Annotated in this window: 15 protein-coding genes; 8 read left to right on the top strand and 7 right to left on the bottom strand. The window is 65.1% G+C overall.

Translation table 11 applies throughout. The annotated features are described in order from the left end of the window. Positions 1–47 precede the first annotated feature (47 nt). Complete coding sequence (locus tag ACPDIX_RS12235) at positions 48–995, bottom strand: proline racemase family protein (RefSeq protein ID WP_423432085.1); 948 nt, start codon at positions 993–995, stop codon at positions 48–50. 173 nt (positions 996–1,168) lie between these two features. On the opposite strand from ACPDIX_RS12235, the gene ACPDIX_RS12230 reads away from it, so the two are divergent. Together ACPDIX_RS12230 and ACPDIX_RS12225 are read left to right on the top strand one after the other, a co-directional pair. Continuing rightward, positions 1,169–2,536 carry a Gfo/Idh/MocA family protein gene (locus ACPDIX_RS12230; RefSeq protein WP_423432084.1) on the top strand — a complete coding sequence of 456 codons (1,368 nt, stop codon included), beginning with the start codon at positions 1,169–1,171 and terminating at the stop codon, positions 2,534–2,536. A 311-nt stretch (positions 2,537–2,847) separates the two neighbouring features. Further along, positions 2,848–3,792: an aldo/keto reductase gene (locus ACPDIX_RS12225; protein WP_423432083.1), complete on the top strand. Its 945-nt coding sequence runs from the start codon at positions 2,848–2,850 to the stop codon at positions 3,790–3,792. A 62-nt stretch (positions 3,793–3,854) separates the two neighbouring features. On the opposite strand, the gene hypF is transcribed toward ACPDIX_RS12225, so the two are convergent. The 3 genes from hypF to ACPDIX_RS12210 form a co-directional block, all read right to left on the bottom strand. Next, positions 3,855–6,269, bottom strand: coding sequence for a carbamoyltransferase HypF (gene hypF, locus ACPDIX_RS12220; protein WP_423432082.1), 2,415 nt, complete (start codon positions 6,267–6,269; stop codon positions 3,855–3,857). 175 nt (positions 6,270–6,444) lie between these two features. After that, positions 6,445–8,559: a hypothetical protein gene (locus tag ACPDIX_RS12215; protein ID WP_423432081.1), complete on the bottom strand. Its 2,115-nt coding sequence runs from the start codon at positions 8,557–8,559 to the stop codon at positions 6,445–6,447. A 125-nt stretch (positions 8,560–8,684) separates the two neighbouring features. Then, positions 8,685–9,485, bottom strand: a complete 801-nt coding sequence (locus ACPDIX_RS12210; protein ID WP_423432080.1) for a prepilin-type N-terminal cleavage/methylation domain-containing protein — start codon at positions 9,483–9,485, stop codon at positions 8,685–8,687. 374 nt (positions 9,486–9,859) lie between these two features. Between ACPDIX_RS12210 and ACPDIX_RS12205 the strand changes: the two genes are divergently transcribed. From ACPDIX_RS12205 to der, 4 genes are all read left to right on the top strand, one after another. Further along, the gene (locus ACPDIX_RS12205; RefSeq protein WP_423432079.1) at positions 9,860–10,576 is read left to right on the top strand and encodes a dTMP kinase; all 717 of its coding nucleotides are present in this window, start codon (positions 9,860–9,862) and stop codon (positions 10,574–10,576) included. 6 nt (positions 10,577–10,582) lie between these two features. Beyond that, complete coding sequence (locus ACPDIX_RS12200) at positions 10,583–11,335, top strand: dTMP kinase (RefSeq protein ID WP_423432078.1); 753 nt, start codon at positions 10,583–10,585, stop codon at positions 11,333–11,335. Positions 11,336–11,338: 3 nt separating this feature from the next. Then, on the top strand, positions 11,339–12,355 hold the full coding sequence (locus ACPDIX_RS12195; RefSeq protein WP_423432077.1) for an ROK family protein: 1,017 nt from the start codon (positions 11,339–11,341) through the stop codon (positions 12,353–12,355). Positions 12,356–12,453: 98 nt separating this feature from the next. Further along, positions 12,454–13,971 carry a ribosome biogenesis GTPase Der gene (der, locus tag ACPDIX_RS12190; RefSeq protein WP_423432076.1) on the top strand — a complete coding sequence of 506 codons (1,518 nt, stop codon included), beginning with the start codon at positions 12,454–12,456 and terminating at the stop codon, positions 13,969–13,971. A gap of 76 nt (positions 13,972–14,047) precedes the next feature. On the opposite strand, the gene ACPDIX_RS12185 is transcribed toward der, so the two are convergent. Next, the gene (locus tag ACPDIX_RS12185) at positions 14,048–14,956 is read right to left on the bottom strand and encodes a DMT family transporter (RefSeq protein WP_423432075.1); all 909 of its coding nucleotides are present in this window, start codon (positions 14,954–14,956) and stop codon (positions 14,048–14,050) included. A 1,172-nt stretch (positions 14,957–16,128) separates the two neighbouring features. On the opposite strand from ACPDIX_RS12185, the gene ACPDIX_RS12180 reads away from it, so the two are divergent. Then, positions 16,129–16,782 carry a hypothetical protein gene (locus tag ACPDIX_RS12180; protein WP_423432074.1) on the top strand — a complete coding sequence of 218 codons (654 nt, stop codon included), beginning with the start codon at positions 16,129–16,131 and terminating at the stop codon, positions 16,780–16,782. A gap of 688 nt (positions 16,783–17,470) precedes the next feature. Here the strand turns inward: ACPDIX_RS12180 and ACPDIX_RS12175 are convergent. Both ACPDIX_RS12175 and ACPDIX_RS12170 read right to left on the bottom strand, forming a co-directional pair. Continuing rightward, on the bottom strand, positions 17,471–19,399 hold the full coding sequence (locus tag ACPDIX_RS12175; protein ID WP_423432073.1) for a tRNA uridine-5-carboxymethylaminomethyl modification enzyme MnmG/GidA: 1,929 nt from the start codon (positions 19,397–19,399) through the stop codon (positions 17,471–17,473). Further along, on the bottom strand, positions 19,389–20,930 hold the full coding sequence (locus ACPDIX_RS12170) for a glucose-6-phosphate isomerase (RefSeq protein WP_423432072.1): 1,542 nt from the start codon (positions 20,928–20,930) through the stop codon (positions 19,389–19,391). The genes ACPDIX_RS12175 and ACPDIX_RS12170 overlap by 11 nt, the downstream gene beginning before the upstream one ends. A gap of 577 nt (positions 20,931–21,507) precedes the next feature. Between ACPDIX_RS12170 and smc the strand changes: the two genes are divergently transcribed. Beyond that, on the top strand, positions 21,508–25,347 hold the full coding sequence (gene smc, locus ACPDIX_RS12165) for a chromosome segregation protein SMC (RefSeq protein ID WP_423432071.1): 3,840 nt from the start codon (positions 21,508–21,510) through the stop codon (positions 25,345–25,347). The last annotated feature ends 87 nt before the right edge of the window (positions 25,348–25,434 follow it).

The following is a 25,434-nucleotide window of genomic DNA, read 5'->3' as shown; positions in this document are numbered from 1 at the left end:
GGCAGTCCGGCACATTGCCCTTTACGAGCGGGCGTGGCCTCTGGCCACTACCGTCCGGCCCGGATCCCCCAGCAAAACGGATCCGCCGGATCCAGCCGGAGCCGGCTCTCGGCGTTCACGTGGGCCGTGCCGGTGATCGTCGGCTCGATCCAACCGCGTTCGCGGTCCACCCAGCGGTACCGGCCTTCGAAAACGCTGCCCACGATGCTCTCCTGCACCCACACCTCGCCCTCCGCCAGCTTGCCGTCTCCCGCCAAACAGGCCAGCTTCGCACTGGTGCCCGTCCCGCACGGTGACCGGTCATACGCGCCCCCGGGACAGAGCACAAAGTTGCGCGCGTTCGCACCAGGCCGGGTCGGCGGACCGTACAGCTCGACATGGTCCACCTCCGGAAACCCCTGCGCATTGACCGCCCTTCGGACCCGCCAGGCAAACTCCGTCAAGACCTCGACCTGCCTCAGGTCCAGACTCAGCCCGTGCCGTTCCACCAGAAAAAACCAGTTGCCGCCCCAGGCCACGTCACCGCTCACCGGGCCGTGCCCGGGCACCTCCACCGTATGGCCCTTGCAGACGCGGTAACTCGGCACGTTGACCACCGAGACGCGACCGTCCTCGTGCAGCCTGGCCTGAACCACCCCCACCGGTGTCTCGATGCGGTGTTCCCCCGGCCCGATCCTCCCCAGATGAGCCAACGTCACCACCACACCGATTGTCCCATGCCCGCACATCCCCAGGTAGCCGACGTTGTTGAAAAAAATCACCCCCGCCACACACGTGCGATCCTGCGGAGGCACCAGCAGCGCGCCCACCATCACATCCGAGCCGCGCGGCTCGTTCACGATGGCCGACCGGTAATGATCGAATTCCTGCTCGAACCGCCGGCGCCGTTCGGAGAGCGGACCGTCGCCCAGATCCGGTCCACCTTCGAGCACCACGCGCGTGGGTTCGCCACCCGTGTGCGAGTCCACCACCCGAATCCAGCGCACCGGTTCCATGGTTCTCTGCCGATCAAGGGTAGGCCCGATGCCCCGCCCGCGGCAAGACACCGGACGCCCTGTCTCACGCGTCCGTTCTCATGGTTGCGGCCCTGGTCCCAATGCGCCGTTGATCCGTGAAGCAATCTCCATTAGTTTGCGTCCAACAAAGAAACGAACCGAAAGTGGATCCTATGCAGAATCAACCAACGAGCTTCGCCAGCAAACCCGCCAGCCGGCGGGAATTCCTGAGGACCACGGCCATGGCCGCCACCGCAGCCGCTGCAGCGCCCCTTTTGCGCACTCCCGTGTACGGCCAAAACCAGGCCCCATCGGCCAACGTCCTCGGAGCCAACAACCGCATCGTGGTGGGGTACATCGGCACCGGCAACATGGGCCAGACCCACATCCGGACGCAGAAAGCCCACGCCAACGAGAACAACATCGTGCAAGTGGCGGTCTGCGACGTCTCCAAACACCGGGCCGCGCAGGCCAAGGCCATCATCGGCGATCATGCCGAGGTCTACCACGATTACCGGAAACTACTCGAGCGCAAGGACATTGACGCCGTCACCATCGCCACAGTGGATCACTGGCACGCCCGGTGCGCCATTGACGCCCTCAACGCCGGCAAGCACGTCTACGTCGAGAAACCCATGACGCGTTACCTCGGCGAGGCGTTCGAGCTCTACGACACCGTCAAGAAAACCGGCAAGATCCTGCAGGTCGGCTCCCAGGGTTGTTCCGACCTCAAATGGCACAAGGCCGCCGAATGGATTCGCGAAGGCCGGATCGGCCCCGTGGTGATGGCTCAGGGCAGTTACATGCGCAACAATCCCAAGGGCGAGTGGAACTATCCCATCGAAGCCTGGGCCACTCCCGACGACATTGACTGGGAGTTCTGGCTCGGCCCGGTGCACCGGAAAAAGCCTTTCGACCCGGACGACTACTTCCGCTGGCGCAAGTACTACCCGTACTGTGGCGGGTTGCTCAGTGACCTGGTGCCGCACAAGGCCCATCCCTACCTGCTGGCCACCGGCAATCCCCAGTTCCCCGTGCGCGTCGCCTGCGTGGGCAGCAAACCGGTGGGCACCGACAAAAACACCCAGGGCACCCCGCCCCGCGACGTGCCGGAAATCGTGCAGATCATCGCCGAGTTCCCGGACGGCATGGTCATGCACATCACCAGCAGTTCGGTCAATGAACAGGGCACACAGGAGATGATCCGCGGCCACTTGGGCACACTGACCATGGCCGGCAACCGCGTCGAGTTGCGGCCGGAACGGCCGTTCGCCGACGAAATCGATCCCGAAAACAGCGAGCCCTTCCCGGTCGAAAGCGTCGAAGCCCACGAGAAGAACTGGTTCGACAGCATCCGGGCGAACAAACAGCCCAACTGCGGCATCGAACTGGCCATCCGGGTGCAGACCATCGTCTCGCTGGCGGAGATCTCCGACCGACTCAACGTCCTGTGCGTCTTCGACGAAAAGACGCGCAAGGTCACCACGGCGGACGGCAAACCCGTTACCGTGCCCACGTACGGGTGGTGCGAGCTCTCCTGAAAGACGAAAGAGTCCGCTCACCGCATTTGTCCAGCCCGGGGCGCAACCCCCGGGCTTCTTGTTTTCCGTCACGTCTCCCGGACTACGACGCCGTTCGACGCGCACCGCCACATGGCCGCACCCGGCCAAGGCCGGTCACGCAGCCGTACCCGCACCCGTGTCCCTGAAACGGTCGCGCCGCCCGGGTTGCCATCAAGCGCTTGCCGACAGTGGTCCGGTGCAAGCCATCCGGGGCGCCGTTTACCACTGCCGGCTTGTAAAAAACCGTGCGCACGGTCATCCTGCGCCAGCCGAAACCAGGCATCCCGACCATGCAAACCATCACACTCGGTGTCAGTCCCCTGCGCAGCAGTCGGCTGGCCTACGGCTGCTGGCGCGTGACCGGAACGTGGGACCCTCGCGAAATCAGCCCGGAGAGCTGGAATGCGGGCAAGCTGGCCATCCGAACCGCCTACGAAGCCGGTTACACCCTCTTCGACAACGCCGACATCTACTGCGGCGGCGAGGCCGAGCGGTTGCTGGGCGAGGTCCTGCGCGAAACTCCCGGCATGCGCGAACGCGTCGTCATCGCCACCAAATGCGGCATCCGCCCTGCCCACACCCCTCAACCGGGCCTGCCGCAGAGATACGATTTCTCCGCGGAACACATCCTCCGATCCGTCGAAGGCTCCCTCAAACGGCTCGGCATCGAGACGATTGATCTGCTGCTGTTGCACCGGCCCGATTACCTCGCCGACCCGGCCGAGGTGGCCGAGGCGTTTTCCCGACTCCAACAGGACGGCAAGGTCCGGTGGTTCGGCCTGAGCAACTGTCGTCCCACCCTGGTCACCGCATTGCAGTGCGCCTGTCCCATGCCCTTCATCGTCCACCAGGTCGAAATCAGCCTGCTGCGACAGGACGCCCTGACCGATGGCACCCTGGACCAATGCCTGATCGAACACATCACGCCCCAGGCATGGAGCCCGCTGGCCGGAGGTCTGCTGGCCGATGGTGCTTCGCGACTCCTGCGCTGGCAACAGCAGTACCAGCCGCACACCGTGTTGGATGAGCTGGACAGCCTGGCCCGCCAGTATGAAACCACCCGTGGTGTCATCGCGTTGGCCTGGCTTCTCCGACACCCCGCTGGCATCGTGCCCGTCGTCGGATCCACCAAACCTGACCGCATCCGGGAGGCCACACGCGCCACCGAGATCCGTCTGACACGTGACGAGTGGTACCGGCTGCTGGTCGCCGCTCGAGGAGAACCTCTGCCCTGAATGACGGGCGCACCGAGCACTCCACGTACGCCGAGCGCTCCCCCTTCATTGCCCCACGGCCTTCACAACGGCGCGGGTTCATCCAGACCGAGCGGATAAGCCGCCAGTTGCCCCAGGGCGATGCCGCCATCATTCGGCGGCACACGCTGCGGCCAGTACGGTCGAAAACCCGCCCGGCGCAGCTCCCGCACCGCCCAGCTCAGCAGATGCCGGTTCTGAAAACAGCCGCCGCCCAACAGGACCGATTCGCAGCCTGCCACGCGCGCGATGTTCACGATGCCCGTGACCAGCGCCTGATGAAACCGCGTGGCCACCCCGGCCGGGGGCGTCCCCTGCTCCACGTCCGCCAGTACCGACCGGATCGTCGGGCCCCAGTCCAACACCCACGGCCCCCCTGTCTTGGCCGGCTCCCGCAACGGCAGCGGATACGGGTTCCATTCGGCCCCGGTGTTCACGCGGAACTCCAGCTCCATGGCGGCCTGGGCTTCGAACCGATTCCGATCCCGCAGACCCGCCAGCGAGGCCACCGCATCGAACAGCCGACCCACACTGCTGCACCACGGCGATCGGATCCCGCCCGCCAACATGCGCCACAAAATCGGCCACTCAGCCGCAGCGAACCGTCTCGCCGCCCAGCCCCGTGCCACAGGCTCCAAGGCAGGGTCCTCCCGGGACAGCTCGTGCAGCAGACCCAGGGCTGCCCGGCGCGGTTCCCGGGCCGCCGCATCGCCACCGGGAATCCGAAACGGCCGAAACGTGCCCACGCGATGCACCCGGCCGGGCTCGACCCGGAAGAACTCTCCTCCCCAGATCGAGCCATCCCAGCCCAGTCCCGTGCCGTCCCAAGCCACGCCCAGCGCCGGAGGCCGCACCTCGTTCTCCACCATCACGGCCAGCACATGCGCCACGTGATGCTGCACCGCCCGCGCGCGGGGCATCCCCTGCCCGGTCACCTGCGATCCGACCGACTCGAAAAACAAACGGCGTGCCAGGCGCGTGGAGCCGTAGTCCGGATGAAGATCCGTCATCACCACCGAGGGCCGGGCCTCGTACAGGGCCGGCAGATCGCGCGCCACTCGAAGCCACGCATCCTCCGCCGCCGCGGTTTCCAGATCCCCGATGTGCTGGCTCAGAAACGCCTGGCCGCCCACTGCCAGCCCGACCGTGTTCTTCAAGTGCGCGCCGGCCGCCAGGACCACGACCTCCGCGGGTCCCGCGCCCTTCCCGCCTCCGCCCAGGGGCAGCGGCAGCGGGGCGAATCCGCGCGCCCGGCGCAGCAACATTTCGCGGCCCTCCACCACCCGGACCACGGAGTCGTCCACGTGCCGTGCGATCGGCCGGTTGTGCACCAGGAACAGGTCCGCGATGCCCGCCAGGCGCTGCAACGCCTCCCGTTCGTCCGTGCAAATCGGTTCTTCGCTCAGGTTGCCGCTGGTGGCCACCACCGGCTCACCCAGCTCCGCCAGCAGCAAATGATGCAGCGGCGTGTACGGCAACATCACGCCCAGAGTGGGATTGCCGGGCGCCACCTGTTCGCTGATCCCCGGCGCTTCCGGATCCGGATGCCTTCTCCGATCCAGCAACAGAATCGGGGCCTCAGGCCCGGTCAGCACACGCTCCTCGGCTGCCGACAAGTGGCAGACCTGCCGCACCATCTCCAACCGCGGGAACATCAGCGCCAACGGCTTGGCCTCGCGCCGCTTCCGTGTCCGCAACCGGGCCACCGCCTCATCCGACCCCGCCCGGACCATCAGATGAAACCCGCCCAAACCTTTGACGGCCACAATGGCTCCCGACCGCAACGCCTCGGCGGTTCGCCGGATCAGTGCACGCGTGGCACGGGCATGTGCACCGGGGTCCGTTTCCTCCCCGGGCGGCCGGCTGGTGCCCAGCACGGTGCCCTCGGGCGACCACAGCTCCAGGTGCGGACCACAGCGGGGACAGGCATTCGGCTGGGCATGAAACCGGCGGTTGGCCGGGTCTTCGTATTCGTGCCGGCACGCGTCGCACATGACGAACCCGGCCATGGTGGTCTGCGGCCGGTCGTAGGGCAGTCCGAGCAGGATGCTGTACCGCGGACCGCAGTGCGTGCAGTTGAGAAATGGGTAGAGATACCGGCGGTCCCGGGGGTCCCACAGCTCCCGCAGACAGTCCCCGCAGGTTGCAATGTCCGGCATCACCACCGCGCGAAGTGCGCCCCCGGCATCGCTGGGCCGGATCTCGAATCGGGTGTATCCTGCGGGATCCAGCCAGCTCGGCTCCACGCTCTGCAGTGAGCTGTGCGGAGGACGCTCCGCCGGCAGTCGTTCCAAGAAGCGCTCCAGCGCCGGGCGTGGCCCTTCCACCTCCACCACCACGCCCTGGGCCGTGTTGCGCACCCAACCGTTCAAACCCAGTTCCGTCGCCAGGCGATGGACGAAGGGGCGAAACCCCACGCCCTGCACCACACCGCGAATCAGAAGTCGAAGTCGTTCCATGCCCCCCGCGCGTGTGCGGCCCCACGTGCCGGCCGTCGACGCGCCGGGCTCACACTACTCCGGATCGCGACACATTCCAATGAGCGCCATTACCGGCCCGGCAGAGGAAACACTGCTCCGATCCGGGTCGCCCTCGGGCGCCGTGCAGCACGCGCGGTCCGGGGGCACACCAGCCTCAGTAGGCCAGCCGATAGAATCGGGGCCCGGACGTCGTGGGTACGGTGTAGGGGCTGGTGGCCTCCGTCACGTCCGTCCACGGGCCGGTGACCGAACCGGCCTTCTGCAGTCGCAGCGCGGGCTGATCCCAGATCAGCGTCAGGTTCCCGCCCTCCCAACGATATCGCAATCGTTCCGGCACGGGGCCGGCCGGCTCCCACACGTCTTCCCAGGCCGTGCCGACCTTGACCTCGTCCACACTGAGAGTGCCGATGCCGCTGCTTTGGCGGAAGCTGAAGTAATAGAGTGAGACCGGCACAACCGGGTCTTTCGCCGTGACCGAGGGACTGCCGGGATCGGCCGGATTCACCCAAAGGGTGGTTTCCCCCGTGTCCACGTTGTACCGCACAATCACCAGGTACGGCACGCCGGGTTGCAGGTCCCGTTCCAGCACCACGTTGGCGGGGACGGAACCGTTGGCCACGCCCAGGCGGAACATCCCGGGCGCGGCACCGTTGGTGGTGGCAAAAAGACGGGCCCGGTAATTCACCGTGCCGATGTCACGGAAGTGCGCGAAGTAGTCGCCATTGGGCGAGGTGGGCGGTTCGGTGAACGTGACCTTCAACCCCGTGTACAGGACGATCCCATTGCCCACGGCCTGGAGGAAATTCGTGAAACCGGCACTGACGTCCTCCGACTGCGTGCGCACGAGTTCCACGCGGCCCTGCAGGACCTGTACCTGGCCGGTGGTTCCGCTGTGGGTGCTCCAAAACCTGCCCGAGCTCTCCACCAGCGCGCCGTCGGGGTAATCGAACGTGTCGGCAAGCACCAGGCCAAACATCGGATGGAACGTGACCAGGAAATTGGTGGACACGTTCCAGGTGCCGTCGCTCACCGTCAGCGTGATCGTGGCCGTTCCGGAGACGTCCGGATTGGGAGTGACCCGGACGGTGCGCTCCGTGCCCGTGCCGGAGAGGAGGATGTTGGCGGCCGGCACGAGAATCTCGTTGGACGAAGAGGCCGTCACCGTGAGCTGCTGGGGCGTCTCGGCGTCTGCCACCTGAAAGACCAACGGCCCGATGGGCGTGTTGGTGGGCGCCACCTGGTTTGCCGGCGCGGTGATGGACGGCAACCCGACGTACACGACAAAGCTCGTCACCGTGCTCTCCCCCTGGGCGTCCCGGACGGTGACCTGGATGGTCGCCTGTCCCTCGCGTCCCGGAACGGGCGTCACCGTCAGTGTCCGCTGCTTGCCCGATCCTTCCAACGACAGATGCTGCCCATCGTTTGGCACGAGAAACTCGTTGTCCGAAAGCACCGTCACCAGCAGCTGGTCCGGCGGCGTTTCCACGTCGTCCACCTCGAAAACCAGCGGTCCGGTGCTGGTTCCGGCCGCGAGGTGCTGGTCCGGAATCCCGCTCACCGTGGGCGGACCGCCCGGCGTGTGGACGTCCGTAAAGAGGGTGCCGACCTGCAAATTGTCGAGGTACAACTCACCCATGCCGTTGCCGTTGGACAAGGACTGCCGGAGCGCGACATGGGTGATGGGAACCGGATCCCGCTGGTCCGTCGCATCAGCCCGGTTCACTGTGGAATCTTCCGAGGCCGGATTCAGCCACAGCGTCGAGGTTGCCTTTTCGACGTCGTACCGCACGACCAGCTTGTACTCGGTTTCCAGATCGCAATCCGTGGGGATGACCTCCGAGGGCGTGCCACCTCCACTGGAGAGGCCGAACCGGAATTTGCCGGTCCCGGCGCCGCTCGTCGTGGCGAACACCCGGGCACGGAAGTTGTTGGTCCCCGTGTCCCGAAAGTGCCAGAAGTACGTGCCCGAACCTGATGGGAGCGCGGTGAAACGGACGGTGAACCCCGCGTACAACGCCCCTGTGGCAACGGCGTCACCCGGCACGTTGGTGATCGCCACGCTGACATCTTCATTCTCCGCCTGCGTCAGGTGCACGGTCCCGGACAACACATCCACCTGACCGGTGGTGCCGCTGTGCGTCACCCACGCCCCGGCGGACACCTCCACCAGCGGGCCGTCCGGATAGTCGAAGGTCTCGTCCAGATACAGCGTGGCGTGAGCGGTGAACACCGAGCATCCCAGGAGAGCAAGCTGCGCGATCCGTTTCATAAATTCTTTGCGGCGGAAGGTTGCAGTCCTACGCCGAGCATGATCCCGGGCCCCTGCGCCCGCAAGTCCCCAAGACCCCCGGTCCCGCGGCGTGCGCAGGACCATCCGCACGGGCCGGGTCGCGCTCAATTGGGTGTGGTCTCGGTGGGGTACCAGTACATCCGGCGCTCGATCCGCCATTCCTCGGCTGCGCTGTTCGATTCTGCGGCCGTCCGCAAAAAATCGTTCGTGCGCGCGAGACGGGCGCTGCCGTCGGCCATGGCAAAGTTCCCCCGCAGATCGTGGCGGGCCACGGCGTATTGTCCGGTGACGTTGGACTGTGCCGGCGCGGTGTTTTGAGGCGAATTGGGATCCACTTCCGCCACCAGGACCGTGTCGGACGGCTTCTTGATCGTGCCGAACTTCGTGTTGCTGATCCCCAGGGATGCGCGGGTGTTGCGGTTGATGCACAACCGGCCGTTCTCACCATACATGAAAAAAGCCCGGGCGAAGTTCGGCGGGTTGGCGTAGGGATGGGCGGCTTTGCTTGGGTCGGGCGCGCCGGGACAGGAGAAGATGCTTTTCGACCCGGGCAGAGGAGGGTTCGGAGGGTTTTGCATGTACAGGTCCGCCAGGCGCGGTTGCTGCACGTAAACCACCGTGGCGTTGTACCACGCATCGGCATTCTGCGGATCAATGATCGGCAGCTGGGTGTTGCCCTCTTCCGGCACCAGATCCTGGTTGTCGTCGGCGTACATGCGGAAGGCCAACGCCCACTGCCGCATGTTGTTCAGGCAACTGATCGTCCGCGCCTTGCTCTTGGCCCGGCTCAGTGCAGGCAAAAGCATCGCCGCCAGGATGGCAATGATCGCGATTACCACCAGCAGCTCGATCAGCGTGAAAGCGCGAAGCCCTCCTTCGAACCGTCCGACTTTCCCACGCGACACGGGCATAGGTCTGGGTGGCCGTCCGACGACCGGATCCTTCGGCCGGGGACCGGACGCCACTTTCCCGCCCCGGGTTTTGCGGCCTGCAGGATCCCGGCAGATGGACAACCGGGACCACGCTAACCGGCCCCTCCCACCCGCGCAAGCGCGCATTGGTGACGAACAGGTCACAAGGTCGGCACCTCCCCGGATTGTCCCGGCGGTATCATCGACACGTCCCTCGACAACTTCGAGGGCCGCAGAACGGACGGATGTTTCGCCCCTGCCGGCGCCTGAATGGCCCAATCCCGCAGGTGCCCCGCCCTCGCCCGCACGCGATCGGATTGCATGCTTGGATTGCCCTGCCGAGCGGCCTATGCTGGGCACGGGTCGGCATGATGAAGACATTCGCCCAACTGGGGTTTCCGGGACGATTGATCGCCGTCGAGGGCATTGACGGCTCGGGCAAGTCCACCCAACTGCACCTGCTTCGCCGGTGGCTGGAGTCGCTCGATCTCAAGGTGTTTCTGAGCGAGTGGAACTCGTCCGAGCTGGTCAAAAGTGCCACCAGCCGGGGCAAGGCCCAGCAGCTCCTCACTCCGACCACCTTCTGCCTCATCCACGCCACCGACTTTGCGGACCGGTGCGAACGGCACCTGGTGCCGTTGCTGCGCGCGGGCTACCTGGTGTTGTGCGACCGATACATCTTCACGGCCTTTGCCCGCGACGTGGTCCGCGGCTGTCCGCCCGCCTGGGTCCGCGGCATCTACAGCTTCGCTGCCCTGCCCGACCTGACCTTCTTTTTCAGGGCCGACCTGGAGGTGTCGCTCCAGCGCATTCTTCAGGGCCGACCGCAGCTGAAGTTTTACGAGGCCGGCATGGACCTGCGGCTTTCGCCCGACCTCTACGAAAGCTTCCGCATCTTCCAAGGCCGCCTGCTCGAGCAGTACCTGGCCATGAGCACCGAATTCCAGTTCCACGTCGTGGACGCCAACCAGAGCATCGAGGCTCAGCAACAGGTCGTCCGCGCCATCGTGGCGGCGCGGCTGGATCTCGAAAGCTTCCGGCGTGGCCGCCGATCCCCCCGGCCCCAACCCGCAACCCGAACCTGACCCGCCGTGTCCCCCGCATCACGAAAACCCCGTCGTCCCCACGTGATCGTGCCGCGGCGCACGCCGCACCGGTTCTACGGACATGGCATCCCGGGTGTTCAGCCCGAACAACTCACCGGCAGGCTCATCGTGATCGAAGGCGCCGACGGCTCCGGCCGGTCCACCCAGATCCGACTCCTGGTGGATTGGCTCGAAAGCTGCGGCCACGCCACCATCACCGTCGGTCTCAAACGTTCCACCCTGGTCAGCCAGGAACTCGAACGTGCCCAGGAAGGCAACATCCTCAGCCACACCACGCTGAGCCTCTTCTACGCCACCGACTTCGCCGACCAACTGGAGAATCAAATCCTGCCCGGACTGCGCGCCGGCCAGATGGTCCTGGCCGACCGCTACATCTTCACCCTCATGGCACGCGACCTGGTCCGTGGCATGGACGAGCAATGGCTCCGCAACCTCTACGGCATGGCGGTGGTGCCCGACGCTGTCTTCTACCTGCAGGTTTCGCCGGAGGAACTGGTCCAGCGCACCTTCGCCAAATACGCCGCACTCGATTACTGGGAAAGTGGCATGGACCTGGGCCTCTCCCGGGACATGTTCGACAGCTTCCTCAAGTATCAATCCCTCATGGCTGCACAGTTTCAACGCCTGCACAAGATCTACGGATTTCACATCATAGACGGGCATCGGCCCATCGAGATCATCAACGCCGAGCTCCGGCGGAAGATCACAGCCCTGCTGGCCGGTAAACCGATTCGCTGAATCATGCCTGCCACGGATTCCCACTGCTGGGTCGGCGTGGATCTGGGAGGGACCAAGATCCTCACCGGCGTTTTCGACGCCAGCCTCAAACTCCTCGGCACCGCCAAGGTCAGCACACGGGCCGAACGCGGCCTCGATACCGTCTGCGAACGGATCGAACGTTGCATCCGGGAGGCCCTCGAGGGCGCCGGACACAAACTTGCCCAGGTCCGGGCCATCGGCATCGGCGCGCCCGGCGCGGTGGATGCCGACCGCAGCACCGTCCTGTTTGCCCCCAACCTGCCCGGTTGGCGCAACGTCCCCCTCGGACGTCGCCTGGCCCGGGCCCTCGACCGGCCCGTGGTCGTTGGCAACGACGCCAACGTCTGCACCCTTGGCGTGCACGAGGTCGAACTCCGCGCCCAACCCCGCCATCTGGTGGGTGTCTTCGTCGGCACCGGCATCGGCGGCGGCCTGGTCCTCAACGGGCAACTCTACGAGGGCGCCTCCCACACCGCCGCCGAAATCGGGCACATGATCCTCGAGGTCAACGGCCCGAAATGCGGCTGCGGCAACCGCGGTTGCTGGGAGGCCCTCGCCAGCCGAACCGCCATCTACAGGCGCCTCCGCCAAGCCGTGGACGCCGGCGAGAAAACGATCCTCACCGACTGGCTGGGCCGGGAGCTGGAAGACCTCCGCAGCAACGAACTCCGCAAGGCCTGGCATCACGGCGACAAACTCGTGCGCCGCATCCTGCTGCAAACCGCCGATTACCTCGGCCTCGGCATCGCCAGCCTCGTCAACCTCCTCAACCCCGAAGTGGTGGCCCTCGGCGGCGGCCTCATCCAGGCCCTCCACGCCGAACTCATGCCCCGCATCACCGAGACCGCCCGCGCCCGCATGATGCCCGGCAGTGAACGCGCCCTCACCCTGCTGGCCAGCCGCCTCGGCGACCACGCCGGCATTACCGGCGCAGCCGTGCTCGCCCGACGGGCCCTCGAAGACGCACCCGCCCGGACCGCCGGGGTCAAACGCGCCTGATCCGCACCGCTGATCCGGCAGAGGCCCCGCCCTGCGGCTCGCCCGGGCCCCCGGCTTTCAGCTTTCGTGCCCGCCCCAAACTGCGCAGATTGAATTCCATGTCGCAGACCATCGCCATCGTCGGACGACCCAACGTCGGCAAGTCCGCCCTCTTCAATCGCCTGGCCGGACGCCGCATCGCCATCGTCCACGATCAACCGGGCGTCACCCGCGACCGCGTCAGCGCCGAGGTCGAATGGCGCGGCCGGCCGTTCACCCTCATCGACACCGGCGGCATCGGCCTCCGTCCGGGCGAAAAGGCCCAGGACATCCTCGTGGCCGCCACGCGCCAACAGGTCGAGCTCGCCGTGGCTTCCGCCTCCCTCATCTTCTTCGTCGTGGACATCCGTGAAGGCCTCGTGGGCCTGGACGAAGAACTGGCCGAATGGCTCCGCGCCAGTGGAAAACCTGTGCTGGTCGTTGCCAACAAGGCCGACACCCCGGACTGGGACGCCCAGACCATCGAATTCGCCGAACTGGGGTTCGACCGCATCTTCCCTGTCTCGGCCGAACACGGCCGCGGCCTCGAGCCGCTGATGCGCACGGCACTCTCCCTGTTGCCGCCCCGGGAAGAGGCGACCCACACCGAAAGCCCGGTCGAGTCCCCCCCACCCCTCAAGCTCGCCATCGTCGGCCGGCCCAACGTCGGCAAATCCTCCCTCGTCAACGCACTCATCGGCTCATCGCGCGTCATCGTCAGCCCCATCCCGGGAACCACCCGCGACGCCGTGGATGTGCCGTTCGAAATCGACGTCGAAGGGCGCAAGGAACGTTACGTCCTCATCGACACCGCCGGACTCCGCAAACGGCGCCGGATCCGCGACGACATCGAGTTTTACAGCGTCACCCGCGCGGAGGCTTCCATCCGCCGGGCCGACATCGTCCTCTTCGTGCTCGACGCCGAGGCGGGCATCCTCGAGCAGGACAAGAAAATCGGCGGCCTCATCCTTGAAGCAGGCAAACCGTGCATCCTGATCGTCAACAAATGGGACCTCTTCCAGGACCTCGTCCAAAAAGAATGGGAAAAAAAACGCGCCGCCGCCCACGGCCGGCGCCAGCCCGGGCCGCCACCCGATCCCCTCCAGACCTTCGGCAGTTGGGTTCGCGAAAAACTCTTCTTCCTCGATTACGCGCCGGTGCTGTTCACCTCGGCCCTGACCGGCTTCCAGATCGATCGCATCCTGGAAGCCGTCCGATACGTGGCCGCCCAAATGCGCCAAACCGTCCCCACCGCCATCCTCAACCGCACCCTCCACGACGCCGTCGAGCGCCAACCGCCCATCAGCAAGGAAGGGCACCGCATCAAGTTCTTCTACGCCACCCAGATCAGCCATACCCCGCCCACCTTCCTCCTTTTCGTCAATCGCGAGGAGGACTTCTCCGAACCCTACAAGAAGTACCTCGCCGGCCAGCTGCGGAAGGCCTTCGGCTTCGAGGGCTGTCCCATCGTGCTCATCCCCAAACCGCGACCCCAAACCGTCTCGCCCATCCGAACCCGCCCGGAACAACAAGCGGCACGAACCCGCGAAAAACCCCGGTCCCGCACCCCCACCCGGCGCAAACCTACCAGCCGCTGAATGACCCGGCCCCGCACCCACCCATGAGCTTTCTTTGCCCGGCAATCTCCCCCGCGGATGTGCCGCCCGCCCGCCATCACCCGCACCCCTGCCTCTCCATACCGTTCCGCACGGCAAACTGGATCTGCCGGGACAACCCGACCGCCACACCAAGCAAAATCACCAGACTCCCCCACAAATGCCCCCAGTGCGGTCGCTCCCCCAGTGTCACCGCCGCAATCCCCACACCCAACACCGGCTGCAAAAACACCGTCAGCACCGCCACGTTCACCGGCGCCTCCCGGATCACGACAAACCAAATCACGTACCCCACCGCCGTACAGATCAACGACAGGTAGAGCATCACCCACCAACCTTGCCATGGTAACTCCTTCGCCGCGCGCCAAGCCGAGGGACCGTCCCACATTAGGTTAGCCACGCTTCCCGCCACCAGCGCCACCGTCACCACCCGCGCCATCCCGGCCCGACCCAGCAGCGGTTTTCCCATCACCGAGTACGCCGCCTCGCACACGAACGACGAAAGAAACAGGACGTGCGCCCACAGACCCGGCAGCCGAAACTCCGGCCGCCACACCTCCGCCATCACCAAAACACCCAGCAAACCCAGGCCAAACCCCGCCCAACGCCGCGGCCCGATCCTTTCCCGCAAAAACCACGCCGCAGCCATGGAGGTCACCAGCGGCTCCAACGCCATCAGCACCGCGGCGTCCGTGGCTTCACCCATCTGCACGCCGGCCACCTGCAGTCGCGGCGCCAAACAGAACACGATGACCCCCATCGAAACCGTCCGGAGCAGGTCCCGACCCGCCGGCGAAGGCCCCTTCAGCCAGGGCCAACACACCGCCAGGATCAGCGCCGCCAGCGTGTACCGCAACGTCGCCAGCGCACCGGCATCCAAATGAGGCGCCAACCCCTTGAAAGCCGAGTATGTCCCGGCCCAAAAGGCGTTCATCACCACCAACAACGCCAGGTGCCCCGCTTTCATTCCCCAGAGTCGCCCGCGCAGAGCAAACTCCGTCCCCCCGCCCCTGTGCAAGCTTCCAAACGCCCGGCCGGCTTCGACGGGCAGAGGCGCCCGGCGGAATTCACGCCGATGCTCTCCGCAGCGCACGTGCGCAGGCTCGCAGATGCTGATCGAATTCCCACCCCTGTGGCCCCGGAAAACTCTCGTTGCCCCTTACCGAAACCTCGCTCCCAGCGCCGCCCTCACCCCTTCGAATCCGACCTCCTCATCAAAAGGCCCCGGGCCCGGTCGTGCCAGCACACCAAGAACACTTGCGACGTAACGGGCCGAACCGGCCGCAGCGCCTCCCTAACATGGCGGACGGCCCGAGATCCGCACATGACCCGGTAAACTCCGGACTCCCAAAACCGGTCACTCCTCGCCGAAGCACGTGGGTCCGCGCCGGCTTCCAAGGGATCCGCCAAAGGCAGCCCGAGGGGGGGCGCGTTCAAAGGCCGGGATTTTTCGGGCCAGACACCCTCTCTCCGATTCGTCATCATGCAGGGGCTCAGGTTGGGTCTGGCCGCGCCCGGGACCGGCCGCAGGTGGCTTCGGGCCCCAGCAAAGATCTTTCCCCTTCCATGCCCCTCCGTCGGGCGTACGCATTTCCACTACTGAAAGGACAGGCTGCCGTTCGTACGCCACAACCACGACACCGCGGACCTTTTGTGCGGTGGGAGACCACAAGATCTTCCTCAGCAGCAGGGTTGCTTGTGTCGGTCCTCCTTACACTGGGAGAATAATCCTAATAACCTGCGGTGTAGTGAGATACAATTCAGCCTGCAAACTTGAGCCCCCGGTGTCGAAGTGATTTACAGGACGGGTCTGAGTGGCAAGAACGGTCGGGTGGTATATGTATCCTATTTAGCGGCAATATGTTATGTCGAAACGGAAACTTCAGCGGCAAAACGGCGCGCGGGAGAAGTCGTCAGCAAACTTTACACTTTCGATTTCGCGCCCCCCCGCCGCAACCAGAGGTTGGGGCAATGTACTGAGTAAGTGGCTGTACCGCAGGTACATAAGTAGATCCCAAGGTCTCAATCCGCCCTACGGCACGGCAAGTGCTTTCCATGGGCATTGGCTCACCGCGTCCTGAGCATGGCTAACGGTGAGTTCGGAAAGGAAAAAACGAAACGACGAAAGAAAGGGAACATATGCGTGGTAAATGGATGATCACGGCCGGCTTGGTTCTGGCCACACTGCCCAGCATGGCGGCCTTGATTGACTTCGAAGCAGATCCTCTTGGGTCCAAACCCAACGGATGGTCACCCTTGGGTCATCCGAACGTGACATTCAGCGACACATCAGGCGCGGGGCTTGATGTGAGTAACTTCGGCGCCCAAGGACTCGGGACAAGGTCCTTGGCCGTTCATGATGACCGCGACGGAAGCAAACTCCAAATCGATTTTTCCGTTCCCGTGGATGCCCTCACCTTGTGGTTTGGGAATGATGACCCAGGTTGGGCCGGGCCGACGGACCTGGCTTGGTTGGAAATCTGGAGCGGCGCAACACTCCTGGCCACGGTGACCTCGAGTCTGAACCTTAATGACGTGATGGACCAATCCATCGGCTGGAGCGGAGCGTGTTTCGACCGCGCCTACTTCTGGTACGGCGACAGTTCTGGCAACCCCTACACGGCGGGGCTCTATATGGGCCTGGTCGAGATTGTGGACATGATCGAGTATCGCCCGTGCGGCACCACGGTGCCGGACTCTGGCAGCGGGTGGTGGCTGTTGGCGATGGGGCTGGTGGCCATACTCCCCCTGGGCCACAACCGCCGGGCCCGGCTCTCCATGAAGAGGTCCTGACTCGGAGCTTGGAGTACGTAACGAAGGCACGTCGATCTTGGTGCGTTTGGGTCCCGGCCGCAAAACCTGCCGGCCGGGATCCTCTTTCTTCTTGGGGAGACGAAAGGCTGCGCTCCCGGCCCACTGGACCAAGTGCCCCTGCTCCGTTTCGGGCCAACCGAGTGAAGCTTTCCTCCAAGAGGGACCATGTCAGGGCTGCGGGCTCCCTATCAGAACCAAGTAAGAACGCGATTCCCCGCCCCGATGGGGACTTGAAGCATTGGAAGCTCTTCCAAGAGCAATCCGTTCAGGGAGGGTAGCACAAGCATCGCACAATACCCAAGCCGGCCGTCGTGCCGCCAGCAGCCCGATCATTTTCCCACGGACATGCGGAGACGCGGTCCCTCCCGGCTGAGGCGGCGTCGAACATTCCACCCCTCCCCGCACCCCTGCACCGCAGGGTGACCGTTATCGATGACGCCGGGCGTTCAAAGCAGCCAAGACGAGGCAAGCGTGATCCCCTGTGAAAAAGCCCGTGGGAAAGATTTAAGAAACCAAAGGGCGTCCCGTGCTCTGCAGGATGCGGATTGAAGAAGGCGCGCTTTACCGGCAGTTTGGTTTCAATGGAGGTTGCACGGCTTTGCCGACTTTTACGGGCGGGCGAACCTCAGAAAGGGAAACGGGTCCACGGCTACTGCAGCAACAAGTGTCAGTGAGAACGTGTGGCAGCTGATTGGGCTTCCGCTCCGTAGCGGCGCAGCCACACGGTGAGGATGGCCACGTCGGCAGGTGAAACACCCGAAATCCGGGATGCTTGGCCCAGTGTGCGTGGTCGGATGGCCGCAAGCTTTTGCTGGGCCTCTTTGCGGAGACCGACCACCTTGGCATAGTCGAAGTCTTCAGGTATCTGTTTGTCTTCCAACGACTTAAAGCGTTGCACCTCCTGCAACTGGCGTTGGATGTAACCCGCGTATTTGATTTCGACTTCGACTTGGTGGATGACCTCCGCATCGAGATCGGTTCGAGCCCCGGGGAGATCACCATATCGAACCTCGGGCCGGCTCAGGATCTGCGCCAGCGTGAGGGTCCCGTATCGACTGGTCTGGAGTCGCTTAAGCTCAGCCGCAATGGCTTGCTGCCTGGCTTGGACCCGCGCGAACCGCCGGTGGGGCAGCAAGCCGACTTCGTAGCCGATGTTTGAGAGCCGCAGGTCGGCATTGTCCTGTCGCAACAGGAGCCGGTACTCGGCGCGCGAAGTGAACATGCGATAAGGTTCGGCCGTCCCTTTGGTGACCAGGTCGTCAATGAGCACGCCGATATAGGCCTGATCCCTGCCCAAGGCGATGAGCGGCCGGCCCTTTGCGCGAAGGGCGGCGTTGATGCCAGCGATGATGCCTTGCGCGGCGGCTTCCTCGTACCCCGAGGTTCCATTGATCTGGCCGGCGAGGAAAAGCCCTTTGCAAACTTTGGTTTCCAAGTAGGGCGTCAGCTGGGTGGGCGGCGCGTAATCGTACTCGACGGCGTAGGCGGGCCGGAGCATCACCGCGTTCTCACAACCGATCACAGTGCGGACGAGTTGCAGCTGGACATCGAAGGGAAGGGATGTGGAGAGCCCGTTTACGTAGACCTCCTCCGTGTGAGAGCCCTCGGGTTCCAAAAAGATCTGGTGTCGCTCTTTGTCGGCAAACTTGACAACCTTGTCCTCGATGGAGGGGCAATAACGCGGACCGACCCCTTGGATGACGCCGCTGTAGAGGGGGGAGCGATGCAGATTGTTTCGAATGATTTCTGCGGTTGCGGGGGTGGTGTAGGTGATATGGCAGGGGAGCTGGTGGCCCAGTTGGGCCAAGACCGAACCGGGAGGGTACCGATCGCTGACGGAGCGCCAAGGGAACCGAACTACCGAATGTTCCACGTGGAACAATTCGTCCTTCCAATGCGAGAACCAGGGAGGCGGCTCGTCTCCTGGCTGAATTTCGGTCTTTGAGAAGTCAATTGAGCTGCGCAGCAGCCGGGGCGGGGTCCCGGTCTTCATGCGACCCAGTTCGATCCCCAGACGCCGCAGGGCCTCGCTGATCCCCAGCGCGGCCTTGTCCCCTGCCCTGCCCCCGGGGATCTGGGTTGCCCCAATGTGCATCAGCCCCTTCAAGAAGGTCCCGGTGGTGACCACCACGCTTTTGGCCCGGTATTCCACACCCAAGGTGGTTCGGACGCCGACGATTTCGCCAGCTTCGACCACCAGGTCGGACGCCTCGGCCTGCATGACGTGAAGGCCTTCTTGCCGTTCGCAAACCCATTTCATCCGCATCTGGTAGGCCTTCTTGTCACACTGCGCCCGAGGCGCCCATACGGCCGGACCCTTGGTCGTGTTGAGCATCCGAAACTGGATGCCGGTCATGTCGGTGTTGATCCCCATCTCCCCACCCAGCGCGTCGACTTCCCGCGCCAAGTTGCCCTTCGCCAACCCGCCCACAGCGGGGTTGCAGGACATCTGACCGATCGAGTCCGGATTCAGGGTAAGCAGCAGAGTCTGGCATCCCATCCGGGCCGAGGCCAGGGCGGCCTCGATCCCGGCGTGTCCGCCACCCACAACAATCACGTCGTAGGAAACCGGATACCGAAAGAATTCAGTACGCACGGAACCTGCCTTCTTGTTGCAAGGGAAGATATTGTACGCCGCTGGCCGGGTTGTGCGACAGGACCCAGCAAAGTTCACGCACCTCGGCCGCTCGATCCGCCGCATCGATGGCTTGGGCCACCTCTGCTGGCGTGAGCGGCCATCCGCGCCGGGATCGCAAATGCTCCAGTACGCGTTTTTCCAATGCGATGATGCTTTCAGAGGCCTTCTTGCCGGCCTCCACACCCGGCTGGTGGTAGGCGTTGATGTTGATGAGGGACGCATACAACCCCACTGCTCGTTCGTACAGCGCGATCAGGCAGCCGAGTGTAAAAGACGAAAGGCTCTCCACGTAGATCCGAATGACTCCCCGACCCTTTTCTTCGAGGGCGCGGGCTGTACCGGAACAAAAACTGTGGAGGTAGTCACCGGCCGTTACGCCGGTTTCCATCAGAACCGGCGCATTGTCCTGGTGCCGAAGGACCTCGATGAAAGTGGCGAAGAAGTTCGGCAATCCGTCCCGGAGCTGTTGGACGTAGGAATGCTGGTCGGTCGTGCCTTTGTTGCCGAAGACGGTCAATCCTTGGTGAACGACCCGGCCGTCCCGGTCATGTTCCTTTCCCAATGACTCCATGACGAGTTGTTGCAAGTACCTGGCCAAGAGCTCGAGCCGATCTTTGTAGGGGAGGACGACCATGTCCTTGGCACCGCGCCCATCGCCGGCGAAATGCCAAGCCAAGGCCAGTGCTGCAGCTGGGTTTTCGCTAACGTTATCTGAGCGTGTGATAACGTCACACAAACGCGCTCCCAGCAGAAGTTCATCGATATTGATGCCCTGAACCGCCGCTGGTAAAAGGCCCACTGCAGAGGTCTCGCTCGTGCGCCCCCCCACCCAGTCCCACATCGCAAAGCGCGCCAACCATCCGCCCGCCTCTGCTTCGCGGTCCAGCCGACTGCCCCGCTGCGTGATGGCCACCGCGTGCCGGTTGAATGCCAACCCACGATGCGCGTAGGCCACTTGGGTGCGTCGCATCCCATTGGCAGTCTCGCGTGTCCCGCCCGACTTCGAAATCACCACGCAAAGCGTCCGCCCCAGCTCGGGCGCAAGCTGCCGCAAGACGCGATCCATCCCGTCGGGGTCCGTATTGTCCAGAAACCACGGCCGCAGTCGGTCCCGCCCCGGCTCGCCAAGCGCATGTGCGACCATCTGCGGTCCGAGCGCCGATCCCCCGATCCCGATCAGCAGCAGGTGTCGAAACGGGCCATCCTGGCCCGCGACCTTACCTTGGTGCACGGCTGCCGCGAACGATCTGACCGCGGCAAGGGTCTCGCGAATGTCGCGCCGGATCTCTTCGGTGGGTGCAAGGTCGGGATTGCGCAGCCAGTAATGTCCCACCATGCGGTTTTCGTCCGGGTTGGCAATCGCGCCTGCCTCCAGGGCGCGCATTTCTTCAAACGCCTTGCGGAATGCGGGGGCCATCCGTTCACGGTAGGAAGCCGGTATGCGCATCCCTCTCAGGTCCAGGGTGAGTCCCAAGGCGGGGAAACTCATCACGTCGGGTTCCGGGGCTGCAACGCCCGGGGGCCGAACCGGTCCACAACTGCTCATGATCTGTGCGTTCATGCAGGCACGCACTTATACCATGGGCCGGGACCGCCCTCAAATCGGGATCGGCCGTTCCGGGCGGCACAGGCGCGCCGGCGGCCCGCGACTACGCGGCCCGCCCCGCGGCAGATGCCCAGCAGCCGCCCAGCGCGCCTTCCATTCCGACCGCTTTTGGGGCATCGCAAGGGGCGAAGTGCGCCGCGCCGCAGAATCCGCAGGCATGCGCAGGGCAGGGCGGGGGAGCCGGGGCGGTTTGCTGTTGGGCGGGGTCTGCCCAAGAAGGCATGGAGCGGGCGGCGCCGGCGGTCTGCGGCCGGGAAAAACTGGACTGGAAAAACGTGGCTGACGCGTGTATAAAAAGGTCCGATTGACAACTGAATGTAGTGTTTTTGACGGTTGAGGGCACAACTTTTCAGATCGGTTCCTCCCCTCAATAGCTTGTGCTCCGACAACAACCGGACCCCAGTCTGTTGTGTGTTTGCTCTTTACGGGCTGGGGCAGGTCTGATTCGCTGAAGCGGCGCATGTACCTGAAGAGTCTGACGTTGTTGGGGTTCAAGTCCTTCCCCGAGAAGACGACGTTGAGCTTTCAACCCGGGGTGACGGCCATTGTGGGGCCGAACGGTTGCGGCAAGTCCAACGTGGCCGACGCGATCCGGTGGGTGCTGGGGGAACAATCGGCGCGTGCCTTGCGCGGGACCGAGATGGCGGACGTGATTTTCAACGGGACGGACCTGCGCAAGCCGATGGGGATGGCGGAGGTGTCGCTCACGCTGGGTGGGGTGGAGGAGGCCCAGCTTCGGGCTGCGGGCCTGAATCTGGACTTTCACGAGCTGACCATTACCCGGCGGGTCTATCGTGACGGCGGCAGTGAATACTTTCTGAATCGGGCGCCGTGCCGGCTCCGGGACATCCAACAGCTCTTTGCCGGCACGGGGATCGGGCGTGCCAGCTACAGCATCATGGCGCAGGGCAACATCACGCAGGTGTTGTCCAGCAAGCCGGAGGATCGCCGGTTGGTTTTCGAGGAAGCGGCGGGCATCACCCGGTTCAAGTCCCAGAAACGCGAGGCGCTGCGGAAGCTGGAGGCCACCGAGCAAAACCTGCTGCGGGTCTCGGACCTGATTCGCGAGGTCAAGCGACAGATCGGTTCCCTGCAGCGTCAGGCGGGCAAGGCCCGTCGCTACCGGGCGCTCCAGGCGGAGCTGCGGCATCTGGAGACCCAGCTTGCGCGTCACCAGTACGACGTCTGGTCCGGCGAGCTGCAGCAGATCGAGCATGCCCTTGCCGGATGTCTGGGCGCCATTGCGGAGGCCGAGTCGGCGGTGCAGACCGGTGAGGCGGCCCTGGCGGAGCAGCGGGAGGGCTTGAATCAGTTGCTGTCGGCCCTGACGCGCTTGCAACAGTCGGCAGCGGAGATCAAGGCGGCGATGGACCATCGCGAGCAACAGGTTGCTTTTTGCGAGCAACGCATTCGCGAGCTGGTGGCGCGTGACGAGCAGGCCTTTGCCGAACTGACCCACCTGGAGGAACAGCACCGGATCACCGAGGAAAGCCTGCGGCTGGCGCGGGAACAGCTCGAGCAAGCCCGCCAGGGTTTGCTCCGGAACGAAGCCACGCATCAGCAGCGGCGCCAGGCGCTGCAGTCTGTCGAGGAGGAGCTGAGGCGGCACGAGGAACTGTTGCGCCGGGCGCAGTCGGAGGCCTTCAACCACGCCCAGGAGCTGGCGCGGTTGCGGAACAACCTGCACCAGACGGAGGCGCAGCAGCAGGCCCGGCTGGCGCAGCAGGAGAAGCTGTCGGCCGAAAAGCTGCAGCTTGAGACCGAGCGGGATCGGCTGGAAGCCCGGCTGGCGGAGTTCGAGACCCGGGTGGCTCGCGAGAAGGAGGACGCCGAATCGCGGCGCCGTGTGGTGGCGGAACGTCAACAGCGGCTGCGCCAGCTTCAGGAGGAACTGGCGGCGGCCGCGGCGGAATTGGACAAGCTGCTGCAGAGCCAGGCCGGGATCCGTTCCCGCCTGCGGGTGCTCGAACAACTGGAGGAAAGCCGGGAGGGGTACGATCCGGGTGCGCTGGCGGCGCTGCGCCGCTCCCGCGAGGTCCTGGGGTCGCTGGCCGATCACATCCGCGTGCCGGACGCGTACGTCGTGGCCATCGAACAGGCGCTGGGGCACCACCTGCAACTGGTACTGACCGAGCATCCGGAGGCTGCGCAGTCGATTCTGGCCGATCTGTCCCGGAACAAGGCGGGCCGGGCCAGCGTGGCCGCGCTGGCTCTGCAGCCTCGGCTCGGACCCTCGGCGGGGCCGGGGCCCGACTCCGTGCCGCAGTCGCCGGCGCCGGCCGATCCCCCCGCGGATGCGGGTGAGGGCACCTCCCGTGCGATCCGCGCTCTGGACGTTGTGGAGGCCGATCCGCGCGTGCAACCGTTGCTCCAGTCGCTGCTGGGCCGGACCTACATCGTGCCGGACCTGGCCACCGCCACCGTGCATCTCTGCAACGGACAGGCCGGATGCGATTTTGTGACGCTGCAGGGCGAACTGCTCAGCCGGCATGGTGTGTACACCGGCGGGTATTTGAACGGCCAGGGGCAGGGCAGGGGACCGGCCTCCATCCTTGGGCGCAAGAATCAGATTGCCGAACTGCGGAGCGAGTTGGCGCGGCTGGACGAGGCCGTCGCGGCCGCAGGGCGTCGGCGGGGAGAGTTGGCCAGTGAACAGACCGCTCTCCAGGCCGGCCTGCAGGAGGCTCAAACCGAGCTCCGACAGCAGGAGGTCGCCATTGCCACGCGCGAGGGCGAATTGCGGGCGCTGCAAAACGCCCGGCAGGCACTGGTGCGCAAACTCGAGACGGTCCACTACGAGGCCGAGCTCCTGGCCCGCCAGCTCGAGGAAGCCGGGGAGCGCCGCGCCCGGTGGGCCGCGCAAATCGCCGCCGCCGAGGAGAAGGAGTCGGAGATTCGTTCCCGCGTCGAGGGTCTGTCTGCGCGTCTGGAACAGTTGCGGCAGCAACGCGAACAGGCCCAGGCTGCCCTCAGTGACGCCCGCGTGGCCCTGGCGGCTGAACAACAGCGGGTGACAGCCGTTGAGCAGCAGGTCGGCGCGCTGGAACAACGGCTCCAGGAGCTGTCAGCGCGGGCGGAACGCTGCCGGAACGACCTGGGTGAGAGCGCCGCGCGAAAGCAACAGGCCGAACAGGAGGCACAGTCGGCCCGTGAAGAACTCGTTCGGCTCCAGTCCGAGCGTTCGCGCCTCAACGAGGAGCTGGCTGCGCGCGAGCAGGAACGGACGCAACGCGAGGCTGCGCTGGCACAGGTGGAGGCCGAGCTGCGCGCCGCCCGGCAGCGCCTGGCCGGGTTGCAGGAGCGGCGCAGCCGGCTGGAGATCGAACGCGCGCAGCACCAGCTGCAGATTGAGAACCTCTGCCGCCGCATCGAGGAAAAGTATCAGGTCCGCCTCCAGGACGTCCGCAGTGAGTGCATCACCATCACCTACGCGGATGAGGGCCCCGCGCGGGTCCAGGTGCTGACCCCGGAGGAGATGGCACAGGCGGGCCTGGCCACGGATTGGGACGCTGTGGCCCGGCAGGTGGAAGCCCTGCAGAAGCGGCTCGACGAAATGGGCGCGGTCAATCTCGTGGCCATCGAGGAGTATGAAGAGGCCGAGCAGCGGCACCAGTTCCTCACCCAACAATACGAGGACCTGGTCCAGGCCAAGGCGCGCCTGCTGGAGGTGATCCAGCGCATCAACACCGAGACGCGCCAGATGTTTCTGGAAACCTTCGAGCAGATCCGGCTGAATTTCGCCGCGCTCTTCACCGAGGTGTTTGGCGGCGGCAGTGCCGATCTGCGTCTGATGGACGAGAACGACGTACTCGAGTCCGGCATCGAAATCCTGGCGCGGCCTCCGGGAAAGAAACTGCAGACCATCAGTCTCCTGTCCGGCGGCGAACAGACCATGACCGCCGTCGCACTGCTGTTTGCCATCTACCAGGTCAAGCCCAGCCCGTTCTGTGTGTTGGACGAGTTGGATGCCCCGCTGGACGAGGCCAACATCGGGAGGTTTCTCCGGATTCTGCAGCGGTTCTTGAATCACTCGCAGTTCATCATCATCACGCACAACAAGCGGACCATCAGCATGGCCGATGTCCTGTACGGCGTGACCATGGAGGAACGCGGCGTCAGCAAGATCGTCAGCGTCCGTTTCCGCCGCGAGGACGCCGGCGGTGGCGTCGCGGATCGCGCCGGGCAGGACCGCCCGGGCGGGGACGTGGGCCAGGCTCCCGGAACCGGGGCTGCCCCGGGCGGAAACGGCGGTTCGCCGGAACCTGAGGATGAGCCCGCACTGGTGGACAGCACGGGCTGAGCGCGCCGGCGCCGCGGCATCTGTCGAGGGTTTGCGCCCACGCTGCGGACTCTTCCCAACCCCGGTTCGGGAAGGCTCACGGTCCGG

Origin of the sequence: Limisphaera sp. 4302-co (genome assembly GCF_049537155.1) — a bacterium.
GTDB lineage: Bacteria > Verrucomicrobiota > Verrucomicrobiia > Limisphaerales > Limisphaeraceae > Limisphaera.
Note: the sequence above shows the minus strand (reverse complement) of the source record. Positions and strands in the feature narration are given on the sequence as shown.

Bases quoted from the DNA above. Each gene is read 5' to 3' on its own strand.
- ACPDIX_RS12230 (WP_423432084.1), top strand. From the start codon at position 1,169: ATGCAGAATCAACCAACGAGCTTCGCCAGCAAACCCGCCAGCCGGCGG.
- smc (WP_423432071.1), top strand. From the start codon at position 21,508: ATGTACCTGAAGAGTCTGACGTTGTTGGGGTTCAAGTCCTTCCCCGAG.
- hypF (WP_423432082.1), bottom strand. From the start codon at position 6,269: ATGGAACGACTTCGACTTCTGATTCGCGGTGTGGTGCAGGGCGTGGGG.
- ACPDIX_RS12180 (WP_423432074.1), top strand. From the start codon at position 16,129: ATGCGTGGTAAATGGATGATCACGGCCGGCTTGGTTCTGGCCACACTG.
- ACPDIX_RS12195 (WP_423432077.1), top strand. From the start codon at position 11,339: ATGCCTGCCACGGATTCCCACTGCTGGGTCGGCGTGGATCTGGGAGGG.
- ACPDIX_RS12205 (WP_423432079.1), top strand. From the start codon at position 9,860: ATGATGAAGACATTCGCCCAACTGGGGTTTCCGGGACGATTGATCGCC.
- ACPDIX_RS12185 (WP_423432075.1), bottom strand. From the start codon at position 14,956: ATGAAAGCGGGGCACCTGGCGTTGTTGGTGGTGATGAACGCCTTTTGG.
- ACPDIX_RS12235 (WP_423432085.1), bottom strand. From the start codon at position 995: ATGGAACCGGTGCGCTGGATTCGGGTGGTGGACTCGCACACGGGTGGC.
- ACPDIX_RS12225 (WP_423432083.1), top strand. From the start codon at position 2,848: ATGCAAACCATCACACTCGGTGTCAGTCCCCTGCGCAGCAGTCGGCTG.
- ACPDIX_RS12170 (WP_423432072.1), bottom strand. From the start codon at position 20,930: ATGAGTTTCCCCGCCTTGGGACTCACCCTGGACCTGAGAGGGATGCGC.
- der (WP_423432076.1), top strand. From the start codon at position 12,454: ATGTCGCAGACCATCGCCATCGTCGGACGACCCAACGTCGGCAAGTCC.
- ACPDIX_RS12215 (WP_423432081.1), bottom strand. From the start codon at position 8,559: ATGAAACGGATCGCGCAGCTTGCTCTCCTGGGATGCTCGGTGTTCACC.